Origin of the sequence: Arthrobacter sp. ov118 (assembly GCF_900116495.1) — a bacterium.
Taxonomy (GTDB): domain Bacteria; phylum Actinomycetota; class Actinomycetes; order Actinomycetales; family Micrococcaceae; genus Arthrobacter.
In genome coordinates, this window is record NZ_FPAY01000001.1 from 28,243 (window position 1) to 47,829 (window position 19,587).

General features: G+C 66.1%; 24 protein-coding genes and 1 other RNA gene. 9 read left to right on the forward strand and 16 right to left on the reverse strand.

The window, feature by feature from the left end; all coding sequences use genetic code 11:
• Window positions 1-6: 6 nt before the first annotated feature.
• The 7 genes from BM372_RS00125 to BM372_RS00150 all read left to right on the forward strand — a co-directional run bounded on the left by BM372_RS00125 (window position 7) and on the right by BM372_RS00150 (window position 3,230).
• A complete protein-coding gene (locus BM372_RS00125; protein ID WP_090950270.1) occupies window positions 7-720 on the forward strand; it encodes a metal-dependent transcriptional regulator in 714 nt (237 codons plus the stop codon).
• A complete protein-coding gene (locus tag BM372_RS00130; protein ID WP_090950272.1) occupies window positions 721-1,170 on the forward strand; it encodes a fluoride efflux transporter FluC in 450 nt (149 codons plus the stop codon). It abuts the gene before it with no gap.
• Window positions 1,170-1,538: a fluoride efflux transporter CrcB gene (gene crcB / locus BM372_RS00135; RefSeq protein ID WP_090950275.1), complete on the forward strand. Its 369-nt coding sequence runs from the start codon at window positions 1,170-1,172 to the stop codon at window positions 1,536-1,538. Before BM372_RS00130 ends, crcB begins: the two co-directional genes overlap by 1 nt.
• Before the next feature lie 44 nt (window positions 1,539-1,582).
• Window positions 1,583-1,954 (forward strand): hypothetical protein, encoded by a 372-nt coding sequence (locus tag BM372_RS00140; protein ID WP_090950278.1) that lies wholly within the window; start codon window positions 1,583-1,585, stop codon window positions 1,952-1,954.
• A 47-nt stretch (window positions 1,955-2,001) separates the two neighbouring features.
• Complete coding sequence (locus tag BM372_RS20915) at window positions 2,002-2,136, forward strand: hypothetical protein (protein ID WP_256213962.1); 135 nt, start codon at window positions 2,002-2,004, stop codon at window positions 2,134-2,136.
• Window positions 2,137-2,376: 240 nt separating this feature from the next.
• Window positions 2,377-2,856 (forward strand): DUF6325 family protein, encoded by a 480-nt coding sequence (locus BM372_RS00145; protein WP_256213963.1) that lies wholly within the window; start codon window positions 2,377-2,379, stop codon window positions 2,854-2,856.
• Between the two features lie 53 nt (window positions 2,857-2,909).
• Window positions 2,910-3,230, forward strand: coding sequence for an SHOCT domain-containing protein (locus BM372_RS00150; RefSeq protein ID WP_256213964.1), 321 nt, complete (start codon window positions 2,910-2,912; stop codon window positions 3,228-3,230).
• A 106-nt stretch (window positions 3,231-3,336) separates the two neighbouring features.
• Here the strand turns inward: BM372_RS00150 and ssrA are convergent.
• From ssrA to BM372_RS00225, 15 genes are all read right to left on the reverse strand, one after another.
• Window positions 3,337-3,705: a transfer-messenger RNA gene (gene ssrA, locus BM372_RS00155) on the reverse strand.
• Window positions 3,706-3,867: 162 nt separating this feature from the next.
• Window positions 3,868-4,338, reverse strand: a complete 471-nt coding sequence (smpB, locus tag BM372_RS00160; RefSeq protein ID WP_090950286.1) for an SsrA-binding protein SmpB — start codon at window positions 4,336-4,338, stop codon at window positions 3,868-3,870.
• Between the two features lie 117 nt (window positions 4,339-4,455).
• A complete protein-coding gene (locus tag BM372_RS00165; RefSeq protein ID WP_371261679.1) occupies window positions 4,456-5,856 on the reverse strand; it encodes a peptidoglycan DD-metalloendopeptidase family protein in 1,401 nt (466 codons plus the stop codon).
• A gap of 26 nt (window positions 5,857-5,882) precedes the next feature.
• Window positions 5,883-6,797 carry a permease-like cell division protein FtsX gene (ftsX, locus tag BM372_RS00170; protein WP_090950292.1) on the reverse strand — a complete coding sequence of 305 codons (915 nt, stop codon included), beginning with the start codon at window positions 6,795-6,797 and terminating at the stop codon, window positions 5,883-5,885.
• Complete coding sequence (gene ftsE, locus BM372_RS00175; RefSeq protein WP_090950295.1) at window positions 6,794-7,642, reverse strand: cell division ATP-binding protein FtsE; 849 nt, start codon at window positions 7,640-7,642, stop codon at window positions 6,794-6,796. The genes ftsX and ftsE overlap by 4 nt, the downstream gene beginning before the upstream one ends.
• 193 nt (window positions 7,643-7,835) lie before the next feature.
• Window positions 7,836-8,951 carry a peptide chain release factor 2 gene (gene prfB / locus BM372_RS00180; RefSeq protein WP_090950298.1) on the reverse strand — a complete coding sequence of 372 codons (1,116 nt, stop codon included), beginning with the start codon at window positions 8,949-8,951 and terminating at the stop codon, window positions 7,836-7,838.
• A gap of 71 nt (window positions 8,952-9,022) precedes the next feature.
• The gene (locus tag BM372_RS00185) at window positions 9,023-9,307 is read right to left on the reverse strand and encodes a hypothetical protein (protein WP_090950301.1); all 285 of its coding nucleotides are present in this window, start codon (window positions 9,305-9,307) and stop codon (window positions 9,023-9,025) included.
• Window positions 9,308-9,417: 110 nt separating this feature from the next.
• Entirely contained in the window at window positions 9,418-9,915 is a 498-nt protein-coding gene (locus BM372_RS00190; RefSeq protein ID WP_177235888.1) for a pilus assembly protein TadG-related protein, read from the reverse strand.
• A 5-nt stretch (window positions 9,916-9,920) separates the two neighbouring features.
• Window positions 9,921-10,391 (reverse strand): hypothetical protein, encoded by a 471-nt coding sequence (locus BM372_RS00195; protein WP_256213965.1) that lies wholly within the window; start codon window positions 10,389-10,391, stop codon window positions 9,921-9,923.
• Window positions 10,372-10,716, reverse strand: a complete 345-nt coding sequence (locus tag BM372_RS00200; RefSeq protein WP_256214047.1) for a TadE family protein — start codon at window positions 10,714-10,716, stop codon at window positions 10,372-10,374. The genes BM372_RS00195 and BM372_RS00200 overlap by 20 nt, the downstream gene beginning before the upstream one ends.
• A 123-nt stretch (window positions 10,717-10,839) precedes the next feature.
• The gene (locus tag BM372_RS00205; RefSeq protein WP_090950306.1) at window positions 10,840-11,091 is read right to left on the reverse strand and encodes a hypothetical protein; all 252 of its coding nucleotides are present in this window, start codon (window positions 11,089-11,091) and stop codon (window positions 10,840-10,842) included.
• Between the two features lie 106 nt (window positions 11,092-11,197).
• On the reverse strand, window positions 11,198-12,139 hold the full coding sequence (locus BM372_RS00210) for a type II secretion system F family protein (protein ID WP_090950310.1): 942 nt from the start codon (window positions 12,137-12,139) through the stop codon (window positions 11,198-11,200).
• On the reverse strand, window positions 12,136-12,990 hold the full coding sequence (locus BM372_RS00215; RefSeq protein ID WP_090950313.1) for a type II secretion system F family protein: 855 nt from the start codon (window positions 12,988-12,990) through the stop codon (window positions 12,136-12,138). The genes BM372_RS00210 and BM372_RS00215 overlap by 4 nt, the downstream gene beginning before the upstream one ends.
• Window positions 12,990-14,213 carry a TadA family conjugal transfer-associated ATPase gene (locus BM372_RS00220; protein WP_090952789.1) on the reverse strand — a complete coding sequence of 408 codons (1,224 nt, stop codon included), beginning with the start codon at window positions 14,211-14,213 and terminating at the stop codon, window positions 12,990-12,992. The genes BM372_RS00215 and BM372_RS00220 overlap by 1 nt, the downstream gene beginning before the upstream one ends.
• 117 nt (window positions 14,214-14,330) lie before the next feature.
• Window positions 14,331-14,684: a hypothetical protein gene (locus tag BM372_RS00225; RefSeq protein WP_090950316.1), complete on the reverse strand. Its 354-nt coding sequence runs from the start codon at window positions 14,682-14,684 to the stop codon at window positions 14,331-14,333.
• Between the two features lie 120 nt (window positions 14,685-14,804).
• On the opposite strand from BM372_RS00225, the gene BM372_RS00230 reads away from it, so the two are divergent.
• Window positions 14,805-15,677 carry a glycosyltransferase family 2 protein gene (locus tag BM372_RS00230; protein ID WP_090950319.1) on the forward strand — a complete coding sequence of 291 codons (873 nt, stop codon included), beginning with the start codon at window positions 14,805-14,807 and terminating at the stop codon, window positions 15,675-15,677.
• A 13-nt stretch (window positions 15,678-15,690) separates the two neighbouring features.
• Here the strand turns inward: BM372_RS00230 and galE are convergent, their stop codons facing one another.
• Window positions 15,691-16,734 carry a UDP-glucose 4-epimerase GalE gene (gene galE, locus BM372_RS00235; RefSeq protein WP_090950320.1) on the reverse strand — a complete coding sequence of 348 codons (1,044 nt, stop codon included), beginning with the start codon at window positions 16,732-16,734 and terminating at the stop codon, window positions 15,691-15,693.
• A gap of 655 nt (window positions 16,735-17,389) precedes the next feature.
• On the opposite strand from galE, the gene BM372_RS00240 reads away from it, so the two are divergent.
• On the forward strand, window positions 17,390-19,477 hold the full coding sequence (locus BM372_RS00240) for a GH25 family lysozyme (protein WP_256213966.1): 2,088 nt from the start codon (window positions 17,390-17,392) through the stop codon (window positions 19,475-19,477).
• The last annotated feature ends 110 nt before the right edge of the window (window positions 19,478-19,587 follow it).

A 19,587-nucleotide genomic window follows, 5' to 3' on the forward strand; every position in this document is an offset into this window, starting at 1 on the left:
GGGTCTGTGAAGACCAGTACGCCCTCCTCCTCAATCGAGGACTACGTCAAGGTCATCTATTCCTTCACCGAGTGGCAGCACAAACCCATCACGTCCTCGCAGCTGGCCCAGCGCCTGGGCGTCGCCAACTCCTCGGTCTCGGAGATGGTCCGCAAGCTCAAGGACCAGGGCCTCGTTGACCACAAGCCCTACAGCGCCGTGACCCTGACCAGCGACGGCACCCGGCTCGCTCTGTCCATGGTCCGGCGGCACCGGTTGATCGAAACTTTCCTGGTCCAGGAGCTCGGCTACCGCTGGGACGAGGTCCACGATGAGGCTGAATTGCTGGAGCATGCCGTCTCGGACACCTTCATTGACCGGATGGCGGCGAAGCTCGGGAACCCGGTGCGGGACCCGCACGGCGATCCGATCCCGGCCGCGGACGGCTCCGTGGTGATGCCTGCAGCCCACCGCATGAGCGAACTCGATGACGGCCATACGGGCCGGATCACCAGGATCAGCGATGAGAACCCGGAGATCCTGCGCTACCTCGCCGCCGAGGAAATCGAGCTGGACGCCGGCGTCGTGGTGGTTGGCCGCAAACCCTTCGGCGGTCCGCTCGTGGTGCGGATCGACTCCCCCGCCGGGCCGCGCGACTTCGATCTGGCCGAGGAAGTGGCCTCGGCCCTCTGGGTCCACAGCGATGCCTCGCACGCGGGCTGCAGCGTCGAGGACCGCTAAGTGAAGGAGGCCCTCGACGTACGCCAAGCCGCCCCGCGCCCCGGGGTGCCGGGCTGGAAGGCCTGGACCGCCGTCGCCGTCGGCGGCCTGATCGGCACTGAACTGCGGTTCGGCGCCGGGCTGCTGTTCCCCGAAAGCGCCGGCGAGGTGCCATGGACCACGCTGGCGATCAACGTGGCCGGGAGCTTCGTCCTGGCCACTCTGACCACCATCTGGATCGCGCGGCCCAAGACCGCCTTCTGGCTGCGGGCCGGCATCGGCCCCGGCGTGCTGGGCTCCTTCACCACCTTTTCGGCGCTCGTTCTGGCGATTGACCAACAGATCCACGCCGGCCTCCATACCATCTGGCTGACCTACCTCGGGCTCTCCCTGGTCCTGGGCCTGGGCGCCGCGGCCGCCGGCTGGAAGACGGGCAAGGCGATCGCCGACCTCCGCGGGGGTGCCCAGTGATGACCGCGCTCCTGGTGGGCGTGTTTGGTGTGACAGGTGCCCTCCTGCGGTTTGGCGTCGACTCTTTCTTTGCCCACCACCAGGGCACCCGCCCGCACTGGCCGTGGGCGACGCTGGCGGTCAACATCGCGGGATCGTTCATCATCGGCTGGTCCGTGGGCCTGACCGGCCACCTGGAGCTGGGCGCAGACTGGCATGCCGGGATCGCGACCGGACTGGCGGGCGGGCTGACCACCTTCAGCTCGTGGAGCACCGCCACGGTGCGCCTGGTCAGCGAAACGCGCTACCGCGCGGCGGTGCTCAACGTCGGGTCGAATCTCCTCACCGGCCTCGCGGCGGCGGCCCTCGGACTCCTCCTCGCCGGCTAGGGACCCCGGCTCCGCCGCCGCCGTCGTTCCCGTATCGTTGAAGGATGGTTACCCGACGTGAAGCAGCCCAAATCCTCGACATTCCGCTGGAGATGGCGAACCGTCACGGCCTCCCTTCCCGCCTCACCGAGGCAGAGCTGGGCGATCTGCTGGACAATCCCCCGGCCTGGCTTGTGCAGTCCAAGGCGAACCGGACCGGCAAGCGTCCCGTCTGGGTCCAGCTCACGTGCGCTGTCTGCGGATTCTCGGAAGCGGCCCGGCCCAAGAAATGGTGGCCGGATTTCACCTACGTCTGCTGCGCCCACCATGAAGCCCGCGACATCCCGCCCCTCGGCCCCGGGCTCGTGCGCAGTGTGTACGACGGCGTCGGCAGCCGCTTCGCAGGCATCGTGGACGCCGCGGTTCCCGAGGCGTAACTTAGAAAGAGGGGCTACTCCGGGCCCCTGCCGCGAGGGAGAGCACCATGCCTGACAAGACGCCGCACCAGAGCACGTCGAAGAAGTCGGTTAAAACCATCAAGGAAAAACGGGCCGAGAAGAAGGCGAAGCACGTCGACGACGCCCACACCGACCCGGTGGCCCACATCAAGAAGCGCTGAACCCCCAGGGGGCCGGAAGCCGTGGCTTCCGGCCCCCTGGCATTCCTTCCGGCATGACGGCTCACCCACAACGGATGATGCAGCCGCCCCTGCTTGGCGCTTTAGTGGTCTTGAGATCCATGTCGTTCAGAATGAGCGCGGCGCGCCGGGAATCACCCGACGCGGGTGGTGACGCCGCTGCAGGGGGCGTCCACACTAGGACCAGCGCGCCGAACAGCGCGCTCGAATCAGACCGGAGGCATGCCAGTGACAACCACACCGGAGACTGAGGCCCACGGGCCGGTCGACTTCGTACTCCTCGAGTTCCCCTTGGAGGGACTGACGGGACGCGCGAGCGAGGAAATGGTCAAGCTTATCGAACAGGGCGTGATCCGGCTCTTCGATCTCCTCGTCGTCATGAAGAACGAGGACGGCACCGTCGAGGTGCTCGAACTTACCGACCCCACCGGTCCGGCGGCGTCGTTCTCCTATTTCGACGGCGCGCGGTCCGGGCTCTTGGGCGATGACGACATCGCCGAGGCGACCGCCGCGGTCCAGCCAGGGACGGTCGCGGCGCTCATTGTCTACGAGAACATCTGGGCCGCACCCTTCGTCGCGGCCGTCCGCGAAAGCGGAGGCGAGCTCATCGCGAGTACGCGGATCCCTGCGCCTGACGTGATGGAAGCGCTGGACGCCCTCGAAGCCCAAGATGCCGCGCAGCAGCAGGAGACCGGCACCTAAGCGCCGCATAAGAGGGGCACGGCGCACAAGAACAGATGTGAGAGGGAAGAATTATGGGACTTATCAGGGGAATGGCGCGGACGGCTGTCGTGGCCGGAACGGCGAGTGCGGTCAGTGGCCGGGTCCAGCGCAGGCAGGCCAACAAGTTCGCCGAGAAGGACGCCGCCACCGCGGCAAAACAACAGGAGGCCTACGACCAGCAGATGAGCCAGCAGCAACCGGCATATCAGCAGCCGGCGCCGGCTCCACAAGCCGCAGGCGGCATCAGCGATGAAGAACTCCAGCAGCTCAAGGAGCTCGGAGCATTGAGGGAGCAAGGGATCCTCACCGACGAAGAGTTCGCAGCCCAGAAAGCGAAGATCCTGCGGACGTGACGGCCGCCACCGACGGAGCGGACGACGACGGGGACGGCGCGACCCGGATAACAAGAAAAGGTGGGGGAAGTGTCCGAGGACGCTTCCCCCACCTTTTCTGCGGGGTTGGTGGAGATGGGGGGAATTGAACCCCCGTCCGATGTCGTGTTGTCAGGGCTTCTCCGGGCGCAGTTTGCGTTGGATTTTCTCGGCCCCAGCCATGCTGCAAACAGCTGGCTGATCCGGGCCCAGTCATCTAAGAGTCCCGTTTGCCCCGATGACGGAGGCAAACAGCAGTGGCTATTTAAATGACGCCAGGATCCGGGGCAATAGCAACCTCGGGCTGACGGACTGTCTTACTGCTTAGGCAGCGAGAGCGAAGTCAGTGCGTTTTGATTCGGCACTTATTGGTTTGCAGACAGCGTTAACGAGATAATTCTGCATCCTCGGCCCGCTTCACCTGTCGCGACTAACATCGTCGAAACCGATCATCCCCGTATTTTTTTATCAATTTTCTTTCTAGCACCAGGCTGGCCTTCCGCGGAATCCGCGCAATCCCCTCCCGGACTACCCATCATAACGCACCCCGGGGCAGAATCATTCCCGCGTGTCCGGAACGGCGGCTGCGCCTGGCTGGAGTCGCGAACCCGGCTGCCCTCTAGCGGCGGTTGCGTTCGCGCATGACCCGCAGGGCCTCGCGCTTGTCCTGCTGTTCGCGCAGCGTCTGGCGCTTGTCGTATTCCTTCTTGCCCCGGGCGACGCCGATTTCCACCTTCGCCCGGCCGTCCAGGAAGTACAGCTGCAGCGGCACGATCGTGAACCCGGATTCCCGGATCTTGTGGGAGATCTTCGTGAGCTCCTCGCGGTGCAACAGCAGCTTGCGGCGGCGGCGTGCGGCATGGTTGGTCCAGCTCCCCTGGTGGTATTCGGGGATGTGGATGCCCTCCATCCACAGCTCGTCGTTGTAGAAGGTGCAGAAACCGTCCACCATCGAGGCATGGCCCTCGCGCAGGGACTTGACTTCCGTGCCCATCAGCGCGATGCCGGCCTCGTACGTGTCAAGGATGTGGTAGTCGTGCCGGGCCTTGCGGTTGGTGGCCACTACCTTACGGCCACTTTCTTTGGGCACGGTAGGACTCCTCGGTTTAGTTCGTGGTTCACTCACTCCGGCCGTGTGGTGCGGAGTCTTTCCAGTTTACGGCAGGGCCGCAGCCGCCGCGGCTGGCGGATGGGCAGCCGGCCCGGGCTACAGCAGGGTCATGGGGTCCACGGCGCGGCCGTTGAGCCAGGTCTCGAAGTGCGCGTGGCACCCGGTGGAGTTGCCGGTGGTTCCCGAGTAAGCGATCAGCTGCCCCTGTTCAACGTGCTGGCCGACCGAGACCGTCACGGAAGTGTTGTGGTAGTAGATCGTGGTCAGCGAGTTGCCCTGGACCACACCGTGGGAAATCTTCACCCGGTTGCCGCCGCCGTCGTTGCCCCAACCGGCCGAGAAGACGGTGCCGGCGGCCGCGGCATAGACGGGCGTGCCGCAGGTCGCGCCGAAGTCGAGGCCGGTGTGCATGTAGCCACCGGTGCCGTAGAAGTCGATGGTGCCCGGCGGCGTCGCGCGCCAACCGAATCCGGACGTGATGGGGATGCTGGCCGCGAACGGGTGCCGCAGGCCGAACGCCGAGGGCGGTCCCTGCACCGGGACGTACGGCTGGACGGCCTGCCCCCGAGCCCGGGCGGCGGCCGCCGCGGCTGCGGCGATGCGCCGCTGCTCAGCTTCCCAGGCTTCCCGGAGCTTCCGGTCCCGTTCGGCGATTTCCGCGGCCACGGCGTCCTGCTGGGCCTTGACCTGGGCGAGCTGTTTTTGGATGCCGGGCTTGGCGGCCTGGAGTTGGGCGTCGAGCCGCGTGGTGTCGGCAATGAGCTTGTCCACCGCGGCCTTCTTGGCTTCGGCCTCGTCGCGCGCGGCCTTTTCCCGCGCCAGCGCGGCGTCGGCCTTCGCCTTAAGCTCCGTGATCTCAGCTTCGACGGCGGCCAGCCGGGCTTGGGCGTTGACGTTGGTGGCGTTTTGCTGGGTGAGCTTGTCCATCGCAGAGTTCTGGCTGCGCAGGGCCTGGTCCGCGAGGTCGATGGTGTCCGTCAGGCTGCCACCCTGATTCGAGCCGAAAAACAGGGAAAGGTTGGACGGGACGCCGCCGGACTTGTACGCCTGGGTGGCGATCTGGCCGATCAGCTTCCGGGTGTCCGCGATCTTTTGCTTGTCCGAATCAAGCTGCTGGGTGATCTTTGCCTTGTTCTGCTGTGCCAGATCCACGCGGGCCGCGAGGGCCTCCACTTCCTGGACCGCTACGGCCACGCGGCCCTGGGCGTCCGAGAGCGCCTGCTGGGCGGCGGGAAGCTGCCCCTGGTACAGGACCAGGTCTGCCGCGGCCTTGGAGATCTTGGCATCGACGAACTCAAGGGAGTCCTGGACCCGGGCCGCCTGGTCCCGGAGCGCGGCCTGCTGGTCCTCCAGGCTGTCTGCGAATGCCACCGGCGCCGACGCGCCCATGCTTCCCGCGAGGACCAAAGCCAGGGTGGCGCTGACCATCCGGCTGCGGCGTCCCACCAGGCGGGCCCGGAGCGAGTGCCGGAGGGGGCGGCGGGTCATGGGTGTCATATACAGTCCCTTTTCGGTGCGCAAAGCTAGACCCGCAAGTATCGGCGGAGGGTCAGCAGGGAGGAAATTCCGGCCAGGACGACGCCCAGGCCAATCAGGGCGGGCGCCAGGATCAAGGTCTGCCCGGGCGAGATGAACGCGGTGTCCGGATACTGCTTGGCCATCACGTCGCCGAGGAAGAAGTGCGCCACGGCCCAGAGGGTGCCGGAGGCCAGGGCCGCCCCGATCACCGCGGCGATGACGCCTTCAAGAATGAACGGGAGCTGGATGACCATCTTGGAGGCCCCCACGAGCCGCATGATGCCCGTTTCGCGGCGGCGGCTGAACGCCGAGAGCCGGATGGTAGTGGCGATGAGCAGTATCGCGCAGATGATCATGACGCCCGCTATGCTCACAGCCACCAAAGACGCCGCGTTCATGGCCGAGAACAGCTTCTCCAGGAGTTGGCGCTGGTCGATCACTGTCTCCACGCCGGCCTGCGAGGAGAAGGTCTCGCTGATGATCTCGTACTTCTGCGGGTCCTTCATGTTGATCCGGAACGAGGCCGGAAGCTGGTCCGGGGTCACGGAATCAACGATCGGGGAATTGGAGAACTGCTCCTTGAAGTGCTTGTAGGCGTCGTCTTTGGACTCGTACTGGAAGTCGTTGACGTACTGGGCCACCGCAGGCGACTGCAGGAGCGTGCGCAGGTTCTGTTCCTGCTCCGGCGTCGCCGGGCCGGTGGCGCAGCCGGGCGCCGTCGAACCGTCACTGCAGAGGAAGATGGCCACCTGGACTTTGTCGTACCAGTAGCCCTTCATCTGGTTGATCTGCAGCTGCAGCATGCCGGCGGCGCCGACGAAGGTCAGGGACACAAAGGTCACCAGGATGACGGAGATGACCATGGACAGGTTGCGGCGCAGGCCGCTGCCGATCTCGCCGAGGATGAATGCGAGCCTCACGCCTGGCCCTCCTCTGCGGTGCGGAGCTCGGCTCGTGAACCGGCGCGCCTATCGGCCCTGGGCGGGACGACGGGAGGGGCGACGGCGGGAGGGGCGACGGTGGGAGGTTCGTCCCGGCCGCTGGCGTCGCGCAGGCGGCGCGACTGGCCCACCACCGGAATCATGGAGGTGTAGAGGGCCCTGGCCTCGTCGCGGATCACGACGCCGTTCTGCAGTTCCACCACCCGTTTGCGCATCTCGTTGACGATGTCGTCGTCGTGCGTGGCCATGACCACGGTGGTGCCGTTCTGGTTGATTTTGTCCAGCACGCCCATGATGCCCATGGAGGTGGTGGGGTCCAGGTTGCCGGTGGGCTCGTCGGCCAGCAGGATGCCGGGCTTGTTCACGACGGCGCGGGCGATCGCCACGCGCTGCTGCTCGCCGCCGGAGAGTTCGTGCGGGAGGCGGTTTTCCTTGCCTTCCAGGCCCACCGTCTTGAGGACCTCGGGGACGGTGTCGCGGATAACGCTGCGGCTCTTGCCGATGACCTGCATGGCGAAGGCGACGTTGGCGAAGACAGTCTTTTGCGGCAGCAGGCGGAAGTCCTGGAAGACGACGCCGATGCCGCGGCGCAGGCGCGGCACGCGCCAGCTGGAAATGTTGGCGACGTTCTGGCCGGCGACGTACACAGCCCCGGAGGAGGCGCGGTCCTCCTTGAGGACCAGGCGCAGGAAGGTCGACTTGCCGGAGCCGGAGGCGCCGACAAGGAAGGCGAATTCGCCACGGTCGATCTCAAGGTTGATCGAATCCAGCGCCGGCTGCGCCTTCTGGTCATAGACCTTGGTGACATTTTCGAAACGGATCATGGCCCTTAGTACCCTGCAGGACGAGGCCGCGGGGGCCCGGTTCTGCTGCCGGCGCAAGGGCTTTCGTTTGGGGGAAGTAGAGCTCCGGCCCCTCGACTATACGCACGGGTAACGGCCGATCGGCCGGAACGGCGGGGCGTGTCGCGCGATTGTCAGGTACCTCTCAGCCCGGCCGATTTGTCGGGCGCGGGGCCTACTTCTCGGCGTTGCGGTTGTCGGTCCGCCAGCGGATCCCGGCGTCGATGAAGTCGTCGATTTCGCCGTCGAACACCGCGGAGGTGTTGCCGACCTCGTGTTCGGTGCGCAGGTCCTTGACCATCTGGTACGGATTGAGGACGTAGGAGCGCATCTGGTCACCCCACGAGGCCTTGACGTCACCGGCGAACGCCTTTTTCTCGGCGTCCTCCTGCTCCTTCTTCAGCAGCAGCAGGCGGGACTGCAGCACGCGCAGGGCGGCGGCGCGGTTTTGCAGCTGGGATTTCTCGTTCTGCATGGACACGACCGTGCCGGTGGGCAGGTGGGTCAGGCGCACGGCGGAGTCGGTGGTGTTGACCGACTGGCCGCCCGGGCCGGAGGACCGGAAGACGTCTACGCGGATCTCGTTGTCCGGGATCTCGATGGAGTCCGTCTGTTCGATCAGCGGGATCACTTCGACGGCGGCGAAGGAGGTCTGCCGGCGGCCTTGGTTGTCGAACGGACTGATCCGGACCAGGCGGTGGGTGCCGGCTTCGACGCTGAGCGTGCCGAACGCGTAAGGCGCCTTGACCTCGAACGTGGCGGACTTGAGCCCGGCCTCTTCGGCGTAGGAGGTGTCCATGATGGTGGTTGGATAGCCGTGGCGTTCGGCCCAGCGCAGATACATGCGCATGAGCATTTCCGCGAAGTCCGCCGCGTCCACGCCGCCCGCGCCGGCCCGGATGGTCACCACGGCTTCGCGCTCGTCGAACTCGCCGGAGAGCAGCGTGACCACTTCGAGGTCGGCCAGCGCCTTGCGGACGGAATCGAGCTCCGCGGCGGCGTCGGCCATGGAATCGGCGTCGTCCTCGTCCTGGCCGAGCTCCACGAGGACCTCGAGGTCATCGATCCGGGCCGCCAGCTTGTTGAGGCGCTCAAGCTCGGACTGCTTGTGCGAGAGCTTCGAGGTGATGACCTGCGCTGCCGCGGGATCGTCCCACAGATTAGGTTCACCGGCCCGCTCGCTGAGCTCGGCGATGTCTTCCTTGAGCGCGTCGACGTTCGAGACGTTCTCGATGGACGCGTAGGTGGCCCGCAGCGCGCGGATTTCAGCGGGAAAATCAATGTTTGCCATGGTTTTTTAAGCCTACGCTATGTGACCCAGCCGCCCCGACGCTTTCCGGCGCCGGGCCCCACGGGGACCCGCTACCGGGGGACGGTGAAGTAGCCTTTCGGGTCGTCTGCCCCGAGCAGGTCATGGTGAAACGCGAGGGCGTCCACCGGCCGGGTGTCGGCGAAGAGCACCGCCACCGTCCGCGAATGGACCACCGTGTACCGGGTCGGGCCGTCCACCCAGGAATGGATCCCGGTGAACTCCTCGACGTCCAGCCCGCCGCCGAGCAGGCCCCGCTCCGAGAGCAGGTCATAGACCACATTCCAGGCGCGGTCCATCAGTTCGTTGATCGCCGCTTCCACCGTTGGAGCCGTCATGCCGCAATTTTCCCACGGGGCTCCGACAGCCTTGGGCACCAGCCGGGCGTGTCGCCAAACTCCCGGGATTCGGGTGAGCCTCATGGGGTGGGCGAGCTTCAGGGGGTGAGTCAGCGGCTGAGGCGGGAACGCGCCGTCGACCTCGCCTCGATCCGGATGCCGTCCGGTACCAAGAAGTTGACCACCGGCGGGTGAACGGACGCGCTGATCACCACGACGGCGGTGGCGCCGTCCGGGCTGCCCGTCGACGGCGCCACGGCCAGGGCGCTGAAGCGGGCGAATGCACCGTTGCGGCCCAGATAGTCGACGACGGCGTTGCGCACCCTGGCCCCGCTGAGGACGGCGGACGGTGTGCCGCCGGCGCTGCCGAGCTGACCGAGGGTAAAGCTGTCGGCCGCGGCCACGGAGGCGCCGTCCGCGAGGGAAAGCAATTTCTTGTGTTCCAAGTAGACGCTGGACGCGGCGATCACGACCGTTGCGACGAGTAGGCCGGTCAGGACGAAGCCGATGATCAAAACGAGGACCTGGCCATCTTGCGGGCGGGCCCGTGGTTGTCGTCCTGGTTGCCGACGTCCGGGCTCCTTGGTGCGCGTTGGCCTGCCGGCCACGATTTTCACCGGAACCTCCCCACGAGTTGGGTGGCCGAGGCGCTGAGCTGGCTCGCGTTCAGATGGAGTGCGTCGCCGAAGGGCACGAACGGCAAGGGCACCGTGAGCTTCACGGTGACAGTGACCGCCGAGCCGGGGGCCAGGCAGTCCGCAGGTTCGCAGCGCGTGTCCATGCTGGCGTTTTCCGCCGGCTGTCCGTAGTCGGCGAGCGCCAGCTGCACGGCCTGCTCGGCGGCGGCCCGGCCGCTGGCCGGATCGGGCTGGGCAACGTAGACCTTGGCGGCCTGGTCTGCGGCGCCGACCACGGCGAAGGACCCGCCCTGGATTTGGCCGACGGTAATGACGAAGTAGACCAGCGGCACCATCAGCAACAGGGACAGGAAGATGAATTCGACGACTGCGCTCCCCTGTTCGCCGCCCTGTTCGCTCCACTGCCCCGGGCCCGACGCTGCCCGTTCACGGCTGGATGGCTGCATGGCCCTTCACCTCCAGGAGCGCCCGGGGACCGATGAAGCCGACCACCGGCAAGGGTGCACGGACCGTTACCTCCAGTGTGCGGATGCCCTGGTACGTCGATTCGCTGGTGGCGACGTCTCCCGCGAAGTCGGAATTGAGCGCCGTCGTGATCAGCTGGACCGTCCGGTCCCGCGCGTCCGCGGAATTGCGATCGGCCAGGGTGCCGTACCTGGCGCCCGAGGCGGCGGCGTCGATCAGGGTGTTTCGGACGTGCAGCACCAAAGTGAGCTGCACGATCGCGAGGAAGAACAACGTCACCAACGAGCCGATCAGCACGAAGTCCACCACAGCGGCGCCGCGCTCAAGTTGTGCTCTGCGCCCGAGAGGCCTGCTGCCCCCGAGGCCGGCGCGGCGCCCCAGAGCCCTAGTGGCGCACATGCACGGCCCGGCAACGCCGGCTGCCACCGGCTACTGTCCGACCTTATCCATGGCCTGGTTGAAGAGTCCTTCCAGCGCCGGACCCGCGAGGGCCAGCAGGGCGGCGACCAGGACAGCGGACATGAGGGTAATCATTACCCAGCCAGGGACGTCCCCGCGCTCGGAATGGTTCACACGGCCGGCGGCGCCGTCCGCCGCCCGCCGTCGCGGCGCAGGAGACCACCAGGTCAGCATGCTGAGCGCGCAGGCCACTAACGCCATCCGAGTTCCGAAGTTCTTCACCGTGTCCTCATTCCTGGTTTTCTGTTCTTCTGTTCTTCTGTTCTTCTTCTGGTTTCGCGAATTCGCGCCGGATACTCCGTGATGCGCCGCCAGCCATTGCCTGGCCCTAGAGCCCAAGACTGACCGCGACCAGGCCGGGAAACACGGCAAAGATCACCGTGAGTGGAAGTACGCCGAACACGAGGGGCACCATCATCCCGATTTCCTTTTTGCCGGCCGACTCCATCAGCTCCCGCTTAGCCGTGTCCCGCACATCCTGCGCCTGCGCCCGGAGGACGTCTGCAAGTGGTGTTCCGCGCTCCACGGCCACGATCATTCCGTCAACAAAACGGACCAGGGGACCTTGATCGGTCCTGGACGAGAACTCCCGCAAGGCGTCAACGAGAGGCGTTCCGGCCCGGGTCTCGGCGAGAACGCGGCTAAATTCCTGAGAGAGCTCGCCCCGGGCGCTGCGGCAGACCCTGTCCAGCGCACCGGTGGCACTTTCGCCGGCGCTCACAGCCAGGGCCATGAGTTCGGCAATGCTGGGAAATTCTGCCATCATCCGGATTTCCCGTTTCTTGATGTGCGCCCCCAGCAGGTAGTCCCGGAGCAGGAACCCGCCGACGGCGCTTCCCAGGACCGCCGCGACTGCCACGAAGGGACTAAAGCGGCCGACGATTCCCCCGAGTGCCACCACGCTGACCGCCGTGACGAAGCCACCGGCAGCCCACAAGAGTTGCTCAGCCCGGAAGTCCACTGCCGTTTTGGCGATGCCGGCGCGGGCAAGTCTGCGGTTCAATGCTGCCGCGCCGAGGTTGATGCGGCCCAGCGACTTGAGGCCGTCGCGGAGAGCGGGGCGCAGTATTCTTTCCAGCGGCCCAAAGGGGGTGACATTCCTTGGGGCAGTGCGCAGGAGCCGGGATTCCAGGTTATGGGTTCTCAGTTGTGGCTCGATGCGTTCGACGAACGTCGTCGGACGCATGAAGGGAAGACGGACGAGGAACAGCCAGAGCCCGGCCCCGAGCACCACCCCGCACAGGGTGGCGCCCGCCATCAGCCCGGTCACCGGAGGACCCGCTGTTCTTCAGGCAGCGCACCGATCCGCAGCATGATCGCGTAAGAAACCAGGGAGACGGCAAGCCCGCCCAGTAGGACCGCGGCCCCAACGGGGGTGTTGTAAGCCATCACGGCCTCAGGGCGGCTGGCGAGCAGCACCAGGACAATCCAGGGCGCCGCCACGGCCAGACGCGCGGCGTTAACGGTCCAGGACTGCCTGGCTTCCAACTCGCTCCTGGTCCGTGCGCTTTCCCGCAGGAAATCGGCCAGGGTGCCCAGCAGCCGGCCGAGATCGGAGCCGCCCACTTCCCGGGTGAGCCGGAGCGCCTCGACGATGCGGTCGGCCACGGGATCGGCCAGGCGCTCTTTGAGCCGCGTGAGCGAGGGATCGAACTGGCCTCCCGAGCGATAGTCGGCGCCAAAGTCCACAAACACGTGGCGGAGCTCCACGGGGCCTTTCTCGCCCAGCTGGATAAGAGCCTCGGGCAGCGACAGGCCTGCACGGATCGCTGACCGGAGATGATCAACGACGTCGGGCCAGAGTTGGCGGAGGACAGATGTGCGCTTGCGCGCACGCCATCGGACGATCGCCATCGGCAGCCAGCCGCCAAACAGGCCAAAGCATCCCGAGATCGGCCAGGACCCTGTCACCGCGAAGAAGGCCAGGGTTGTGAATGCCCCGACCCCCAGGCACGAGGCAAGCAGCCCTGCCGCGCTGACCTTTTCGATGCCGGCGCTCCGCAGCAGGTCCTCGAGCCGACTGGCGCGGGGCATGCGCCGGGTCCGCTCAGGCTGCTCCCACGCGGACCACCAAATGAGCAGGAGTCCGACGCCGCCCACTATTCCCATAAGCGGGGCCATCACCGGGACTCCAGCAACGCCGCAACGTCGTAGCCGGAGCGGGCAAACTTTTCCGCAGCGGGCATGGAGTTGGCCTTGGGCACCAGCTGCCCGTCGGACAGCGTAAACACCATGGAGGATTCGATGATCCCGTTTTCCACCCGGCGGCCCAGTGACAGGATCTCCGTGACCTGACGGCGTCCGTTGGCGTGCCTGCTGCAGTGGATGACCAGATCGATGCACGAGGCCACGGTAGGAACCACGAAGGCGCTGGAGATGTTGTCGCCGGCGAGCAACGGCAGTGTGCAGATCTTCGTGACCGCGTCGTGTGCAGAGTTGGCATGCACAGTGCACATTCCCGGCAGGCCCGAATTCAAGGCAATGAGCATGTCCAGGCTCTCGGCCTCCCTGACCTCGCCGACCACCAGCCGGTCCGGCCTCATCCGCAACGCCTCCTTGACGAGCCGCCGTAGCGGAATCTCACCCTGCCCCTCCAGGTTCGGCTGCCGGCACTGGAGCCCCACAACGTCGCGGAGCGGGAACTGCAGTTCGAAGATCTCCTCCACCGTGATGACGCGCTCCCGGGTGCCGATGCTGGCGGCGAGGCAATTCAGCATGGTGGTCTTGCCAGCCTGGGTGGCGCCCGAGACCAGGATGTTGAGGCCGCTGGCGACCGCGGCCCCAAGAAATCTGGCCGCCTGCGGGGTCAGCGTTCCCAGCTCCACCAGATGCTCCAGCCGGCTGGCCTTGACCACAAACTTTCGGATATTGATGGCCCAGTGACGCCGTGTGACATCCGGGATCACTACGTGGAGGCGGGAGCCGTCCGGGAGCGCGGCATCCACGAACGGGGAGGACATGTCCAGCCGCCGGCCGGAGCTCTTCAGCATCCGTTCCACCAGGTCCCTGACCTGCTGATCCGTCAGCGACACGGAGGTCAGTTCCGATTCGCCGTTGCGCGCCACGTAGATCTCATTCGGCGCATTAAGCCAGATTTCCTCGATGCCCGGATCATCCAGGAGCGGCTGAAGCGCGCCAAACCCCGCCACGGCGTCGAAGACAAACCTCCGCGCCGACTCCAACGGACCGAGCGGTGGCAATGGCGCCAGCAGTGCCCGCTCGTCGTAGTCGCTGACTGCAGCCTCCACGAGGCGGCGGACTTCGCCGCTCTGCCGCAGAGGATCCAGCCCACGGCGACGGATCAACTCACGAACTTCGTCTTCGACGATGCGCACAGCTTCCACGGTGCCCCCCACACGACCGCTACCCATCCCCCTGGGGCAGTGCAACTGGGTTAAAAGTAGAGGAGCTCGGGCGTTCCGACAAGGCCGCCAGCGACGCTTGTGGATAAGTTCGCCGAGTTACTGTCCCGCGCTGTCGAAATCCTTCTGCCACTGGGCCAGCTCGCGACCGGCTTCCTGCCGGCGGCCGGGATTCCAGCGGGGCAGGTAGTCGGGCGCAGGCAGCTCGCGGGCAGGCTCGGGCTTGGGCTTAGGCTTGGCCACCGGCCTGGTCTGGACAGGCTTGGCTACAGGCCGGGTCTGGAGAGGCCGTCTCTCGAGGGGCTTGCGGGGGTATGTCGGCTTCGCATCGGCCGCCGCCAGATTGATAAAGGCGCGCACAATGCTCACAGTCGCCCAAAGGGCGAGCCCGGCCAGGATGTACTGCCAAAACAAGACCACGAGCGCGATGCCAATGAGCACAACGATCCACATGGCGCCACTATTGCATGTGCGACAGGCCGGGAAACAGGGCCTTACTCCCTAGTTGCCCGTGCGGGAGTGGTGGTCCGTAGGGCGACTAGACTCGGACATTAGCCAACAGAAAGGTCGAAAGTGCCACAGCTGAGCGTGCTGATCCCCGTCAAGGACGGGATGCCCTACCTGAAATCAACCGTTGCCAGCACCTTGCGGGCGATGCCGCGGGACTCCGAACTCCTCGTTCTGGACGACGGCAGCACCGACGGCACGGAAGCGTTCCTCGCGGGCATCAATGACAAGCGGCTCAAGGTCTTCCGGAATGAGCAGTCAGCCGGCGTCGCCGCCGCTTCGACCGCCCTGCTCTCGCGCGCCAGTGGCGAACACGTCGCCCGCATCGACGGCGACGACATCTGCCTGCCGTGGAGGTTCGCCGTCCAGCGGCGAGCACTCGAGGGCGTGGACATGGTCTTCTCGCAGGCTCTCATGATCAACGCGAAGAATGTCCCGTTCAGGCCACGCTTCGAGCCGGGCATCTCCGCTGAGGCCATGCCGCTGCACTTGCTGCTGACGAACGTCCTGATGAACCCGACGATGTACGCCTCCCGCGCCGCCCTGGAGTCGCTCGGCGGGTACCAAGCGACGCCCGCCGAAGACTATGACCTGTGGCTCCGTGCCGCGACTGCGGGGCTGCGCATGCGGCGCATTCCGCGGCTGCCGACCATCGCCTACCGCCGCCACCAGACCCAACTGAGCCAGACCCGGGCCTGGTCGAACGAGAACGGGGACAAGATCCTCGCCGAATCGTTCAGCAAACTGGCCGCGGACCGGATCGGGTTCCACGGATCGGCCGCCACAATCCTTTACAACCGGCCCGCCGCGGGAAAGCCGTACCCGAAGGACCCGGACATTGCTGAATTCGCCCGTTGCATGATGGAGGCGGCCAGCCGGCTGGGCGAGCGCGACCGTCTCGGCGTCGAGGCGCGGCTGAAGGCCAGCTACCGCCTCTGAACAGATTGACCCGCTAGTCGGCCTTAACTCCGGCGGTCTCGGCAACCGCGGAGTAGCCCTGCGGGTTTCGGCTTTGCCAGCGCCAGTGGTCCTCGCACATTTGTGCGAGGTTGCGGTGCGCGGACCAGCCCAAATCAGCCAGGGCAGCGGACGGGTCGGCGTAACTGACGGCGGCGTCGCCGGGACGGCGGGGCGCGAATTCGTAAGGCACCGGGTGCCCGGCCGCCGTGCCGAACGCCTCAATGACCTCGAGCACGGAGGAGCCCCGGCCGGTGCCAAGGTTCCAGCGGAACACCCCTGCTTTGTCGCCGAGGTAGCCCAAGGCGGCCAAGTGGCCGGCAGCGAGGTCCATCACGTGGATGTAGTCCCGCACTCCGGTGCCATCCGGCGTCGGGTAGTCGTTGCCGAACACCATCACTTTTTCGCGGCGCCCCACGGCCACCTGTGCCACAAACGGGAGCAGGTTGTTGGGGATGCCGCGGGGGTCCTCTCCGATCAGGCCAGACTCGTGGGCGCCCACCGGGTTGAAGTAGCGCAGCAGGGCGATGCTCCAGCGGGGATCGGCGCCGCCTAAGTCGGAGAGGATGTCCTCGATCTGTTCCTTGGTGCGGCCGTAGGGGTTGGTGGCATCCAGCGGCGCCTTCTCGATGAGGGGAACGTCCTCGGAGGCGCCGTAGACGGTCGCGGACGAGCTGAAGACGAGGCGGCGTACCCCCGCGGCGTCCATGCTATGCAACAGGTTGAGGGTGCCGACCACGTTGTTCTGGTAATACATGAGTGGCTTCTCGACGGACTCGCCGACGGCCTTCAGGCCGGCGAAGTGGATGACAGCCTCGAAGCTGCCCTCGGCAAAGACGCTGTCGACCGCGGCAGCATCCAACAGGTCGACCTCCCGGAAGTCGACGCTCTTTCCCGTGATCTGCTCCACCCTGCGAAGGGATTCGGGGTTCGAGTTCAACAGATTGTCGACCACCACAACCTCGTGCCCCTCTTCAAGGAGGCAGAGCGTAGTGTGCGATCCGATGTAGCCGGCCCCGCCGGTAACCAATACCTTCATGCATCACAGCTTAGAAGGATCGGCCAGTCACTGCGAACTCGAGCAGCGTCCGCCGATTCTCCATGCCGATAGCTAACTTCTCCCCGACAGCCTGCAAATTTTAGGCTACCCACTGGCAGCTTCGATCCCAGCGATCACAACAGCAACAATGGCCTCACTGGATGCACGGTGCTAGGGTGGGCGCCATAAGTCAGCCATTCTCATGGTTTGGTGGCCCCCTGGCGGCTCCGACCATAGCTGAGACATATATGCCGCGCTCGCGAAGCGCACCATCGTTCCGGAGCAGAAAATGAAGCGCATCCAACTTCCCCACGGCAACGATCTCGGCAGGCGGGCCGGCAGCGCATTGTTGCTCGTTTCATTGTTGGCGGGTCCCGGACTGGCAGTGCCCTCCACGGCCGCCGAGCCACCGGTCTCAACTGTTGCGACACCAACGTCGGCCGCTTCGTCCACGCCTACGCCAGTCCCAACTCCGCCCACACCAACCCCCACTGCTACAGCGGGGGCCACGACGCCGCCGGCCGGCCAGGCAACGACACCGCCGGCACCGGCACCCGCACCAACCACCGCTGCCCCGACGCCGGCTTCGTCCCCAGACACCGGTGTACCCGATAGGGCAGCGATGGCCGCGGCGGTCGGCGCAGGCGGCGCCGAGATGGGGCAACGATCAGCCCGCGTCACGGGGACGGCGGCGGCAGGTCCCGGCACCGCCGGCAAAAGTCTGACCACCGAGGCACTGGCACCGGAAGCCACGTGGCAGCCGTCGTTCGGCGTTCAGGGTCTCGATGTCAGCGGCCATCAGCCCTCCGTCGACTGGCAGCAGCAGTGGAACCTGGGGGCGCGTTTCGCCTATGTCAAGGCAACAGAGGGCAACTACTACTCAAGCGAGACCTTCGCTTCCCAGTATCAGGGTTCCCGCAGCGTGGGGATGGTCCGCGGCGCCTACCACTTCGCGATTCCCAACTGGTCCTCAGGGGCAGACCAGGCCCGCTACTTCCTTCAGAACGGTGGCGGATGGAGCGCGGACGGTTACACCATGCCTCCGGTCCTCGATATTGAGTTCAACCCCTATGCCGGCCGCACCATCAGCGGCTTCTACTTTGGAAACACCTGCTATGACATGTCTGCTGCCCAGCTGACATCCTGGCTGCGGGACTTCGGGAACACCATGCGTTCGCTGACGGGACGCTTGCCCGTGATCTACACCAACACCTCATGGTGGCGAGAGTGCACGGCAGATGCAACGGCGTTCGGGGACTACCCGCTTTGGGTGGCCGCTTACCCGTCAAGCCCGTCGGACTACGCCGGATCCCTACCCTCGAGTTGGAGCAACTACAGCATCTGGCAGTACAGCAGCATGGGGACATTTGCCGGTGACTCGAATGTTTGGAACGGGGACTACGCCAGCCTAAAACGTTTCGCGTCCGGATACGGCGTCAAGGGAGCAATTGGGGCCGCATGGGCTGCGCTTGGGGGCGGTGGCGGGAAGCTAGGGTACCCAACGAGCAATGAAATGTGCGGCCTAGCCGGCGGCGGCTGCTACCAGCGTTTCCAGGGCGGAACCATCCACTACTCCCCCGGCACCGGCGCCTACGCCACGTGGGGCGGCATTGGCGCCACCTGGGGCATCCTGGGCTTCGAAAAAGGCAAACTCGGCTACCCGGTCAGCAACGAGATCTGCGGCCTGAGCGGCAGCGGCTGTTATCAGCGCTTCCAGGGCGGAACCATCCACTACTCCCCGGCCACCGGCGCCCGCGCGACCTGGGGCGGCATCCGCACCACCTGGGGCGCCCTGGGCTTCGAAAACGGCAAACTCGGCTACCCCGCCAGCAACGAGATCTGCGGCCTGACAGGCGGCGGCTGCTACCAGCGTTTCCAGGGCGGAACCATCCACTACTCCCCGGCCACCGGCGCCCACGCCACCTGGGGCGGCATCCGCACCACCTGGGGCGCCCTGGGCAACGAAAACGGCAAACTCGGCTACCCCGCCAGCAACGAGATCTGCGGCCTGACAGGCGGCGGCTGCTACCAGCGTTTCCAGGGCGGAACCATCCACTACTCCCCGGCCACCGGCGCGCGCGCCGTTTGGGGCGGCATCCGCACAACCTGGAGCGCCCTCGGTTACGAAAACGGCAAACTCGGCTACCCGGTCACGAACGAAATGTGTGGCTTGACCGGCGGCGGCTGCTACCAGCGCTTCCAGGGCGGAACCATCCACTACTCCCCGGCCACCGGCGCGCGCGCCACCTGGGGCGGCATCCGCAGCACCTGGGGCGCCCTGGGCAACGAAAAGGGCAAACTCGGCTACCCGGTCGGCAACGAGATCTGCGGGCTCGTCAACGGCGGCTGCTACCAAGGCTTCCAAGGCGGCACCATCCACTGGTCGCCCGGCACTGGCGCCCACGCCACGTGGGGTGGCATCCGCGCGGCATGGGGCGCTCTGGGCTACGAAAACGGCAGACTCGGCTACCCCACCATCAACGAGATCTGCGGGCTGGTCAACGGGGGCTGCTACCAGGGCTTCAAGGGCGGAACCATCCACTACGCCCCCGGCATCGGCGCCTTCGCCACGTCCGGGCCCATCCAGGCCGCCTGGAGCGCCCTGGGCTACGAACACGGCAAACTCGGCTACCCCGTCAGCAGTGAAACCTGCGGCCTCGCTAACGGCGGCTGCATGCAAAATTTCCAGGGCGGCACCATCAGCCATTCAGCCGCGCTGGGCACAAAGGTTTCCTTCAAGTGAATCTATTCCGGTAGCCGGCCGGAGCTGCCCATCCACGGCTGCCTCCCCATCGTCACAGCGATATCAATTTCAACATCGGTCACTGTGGAATCAAAGAAGATCCGGTGCTA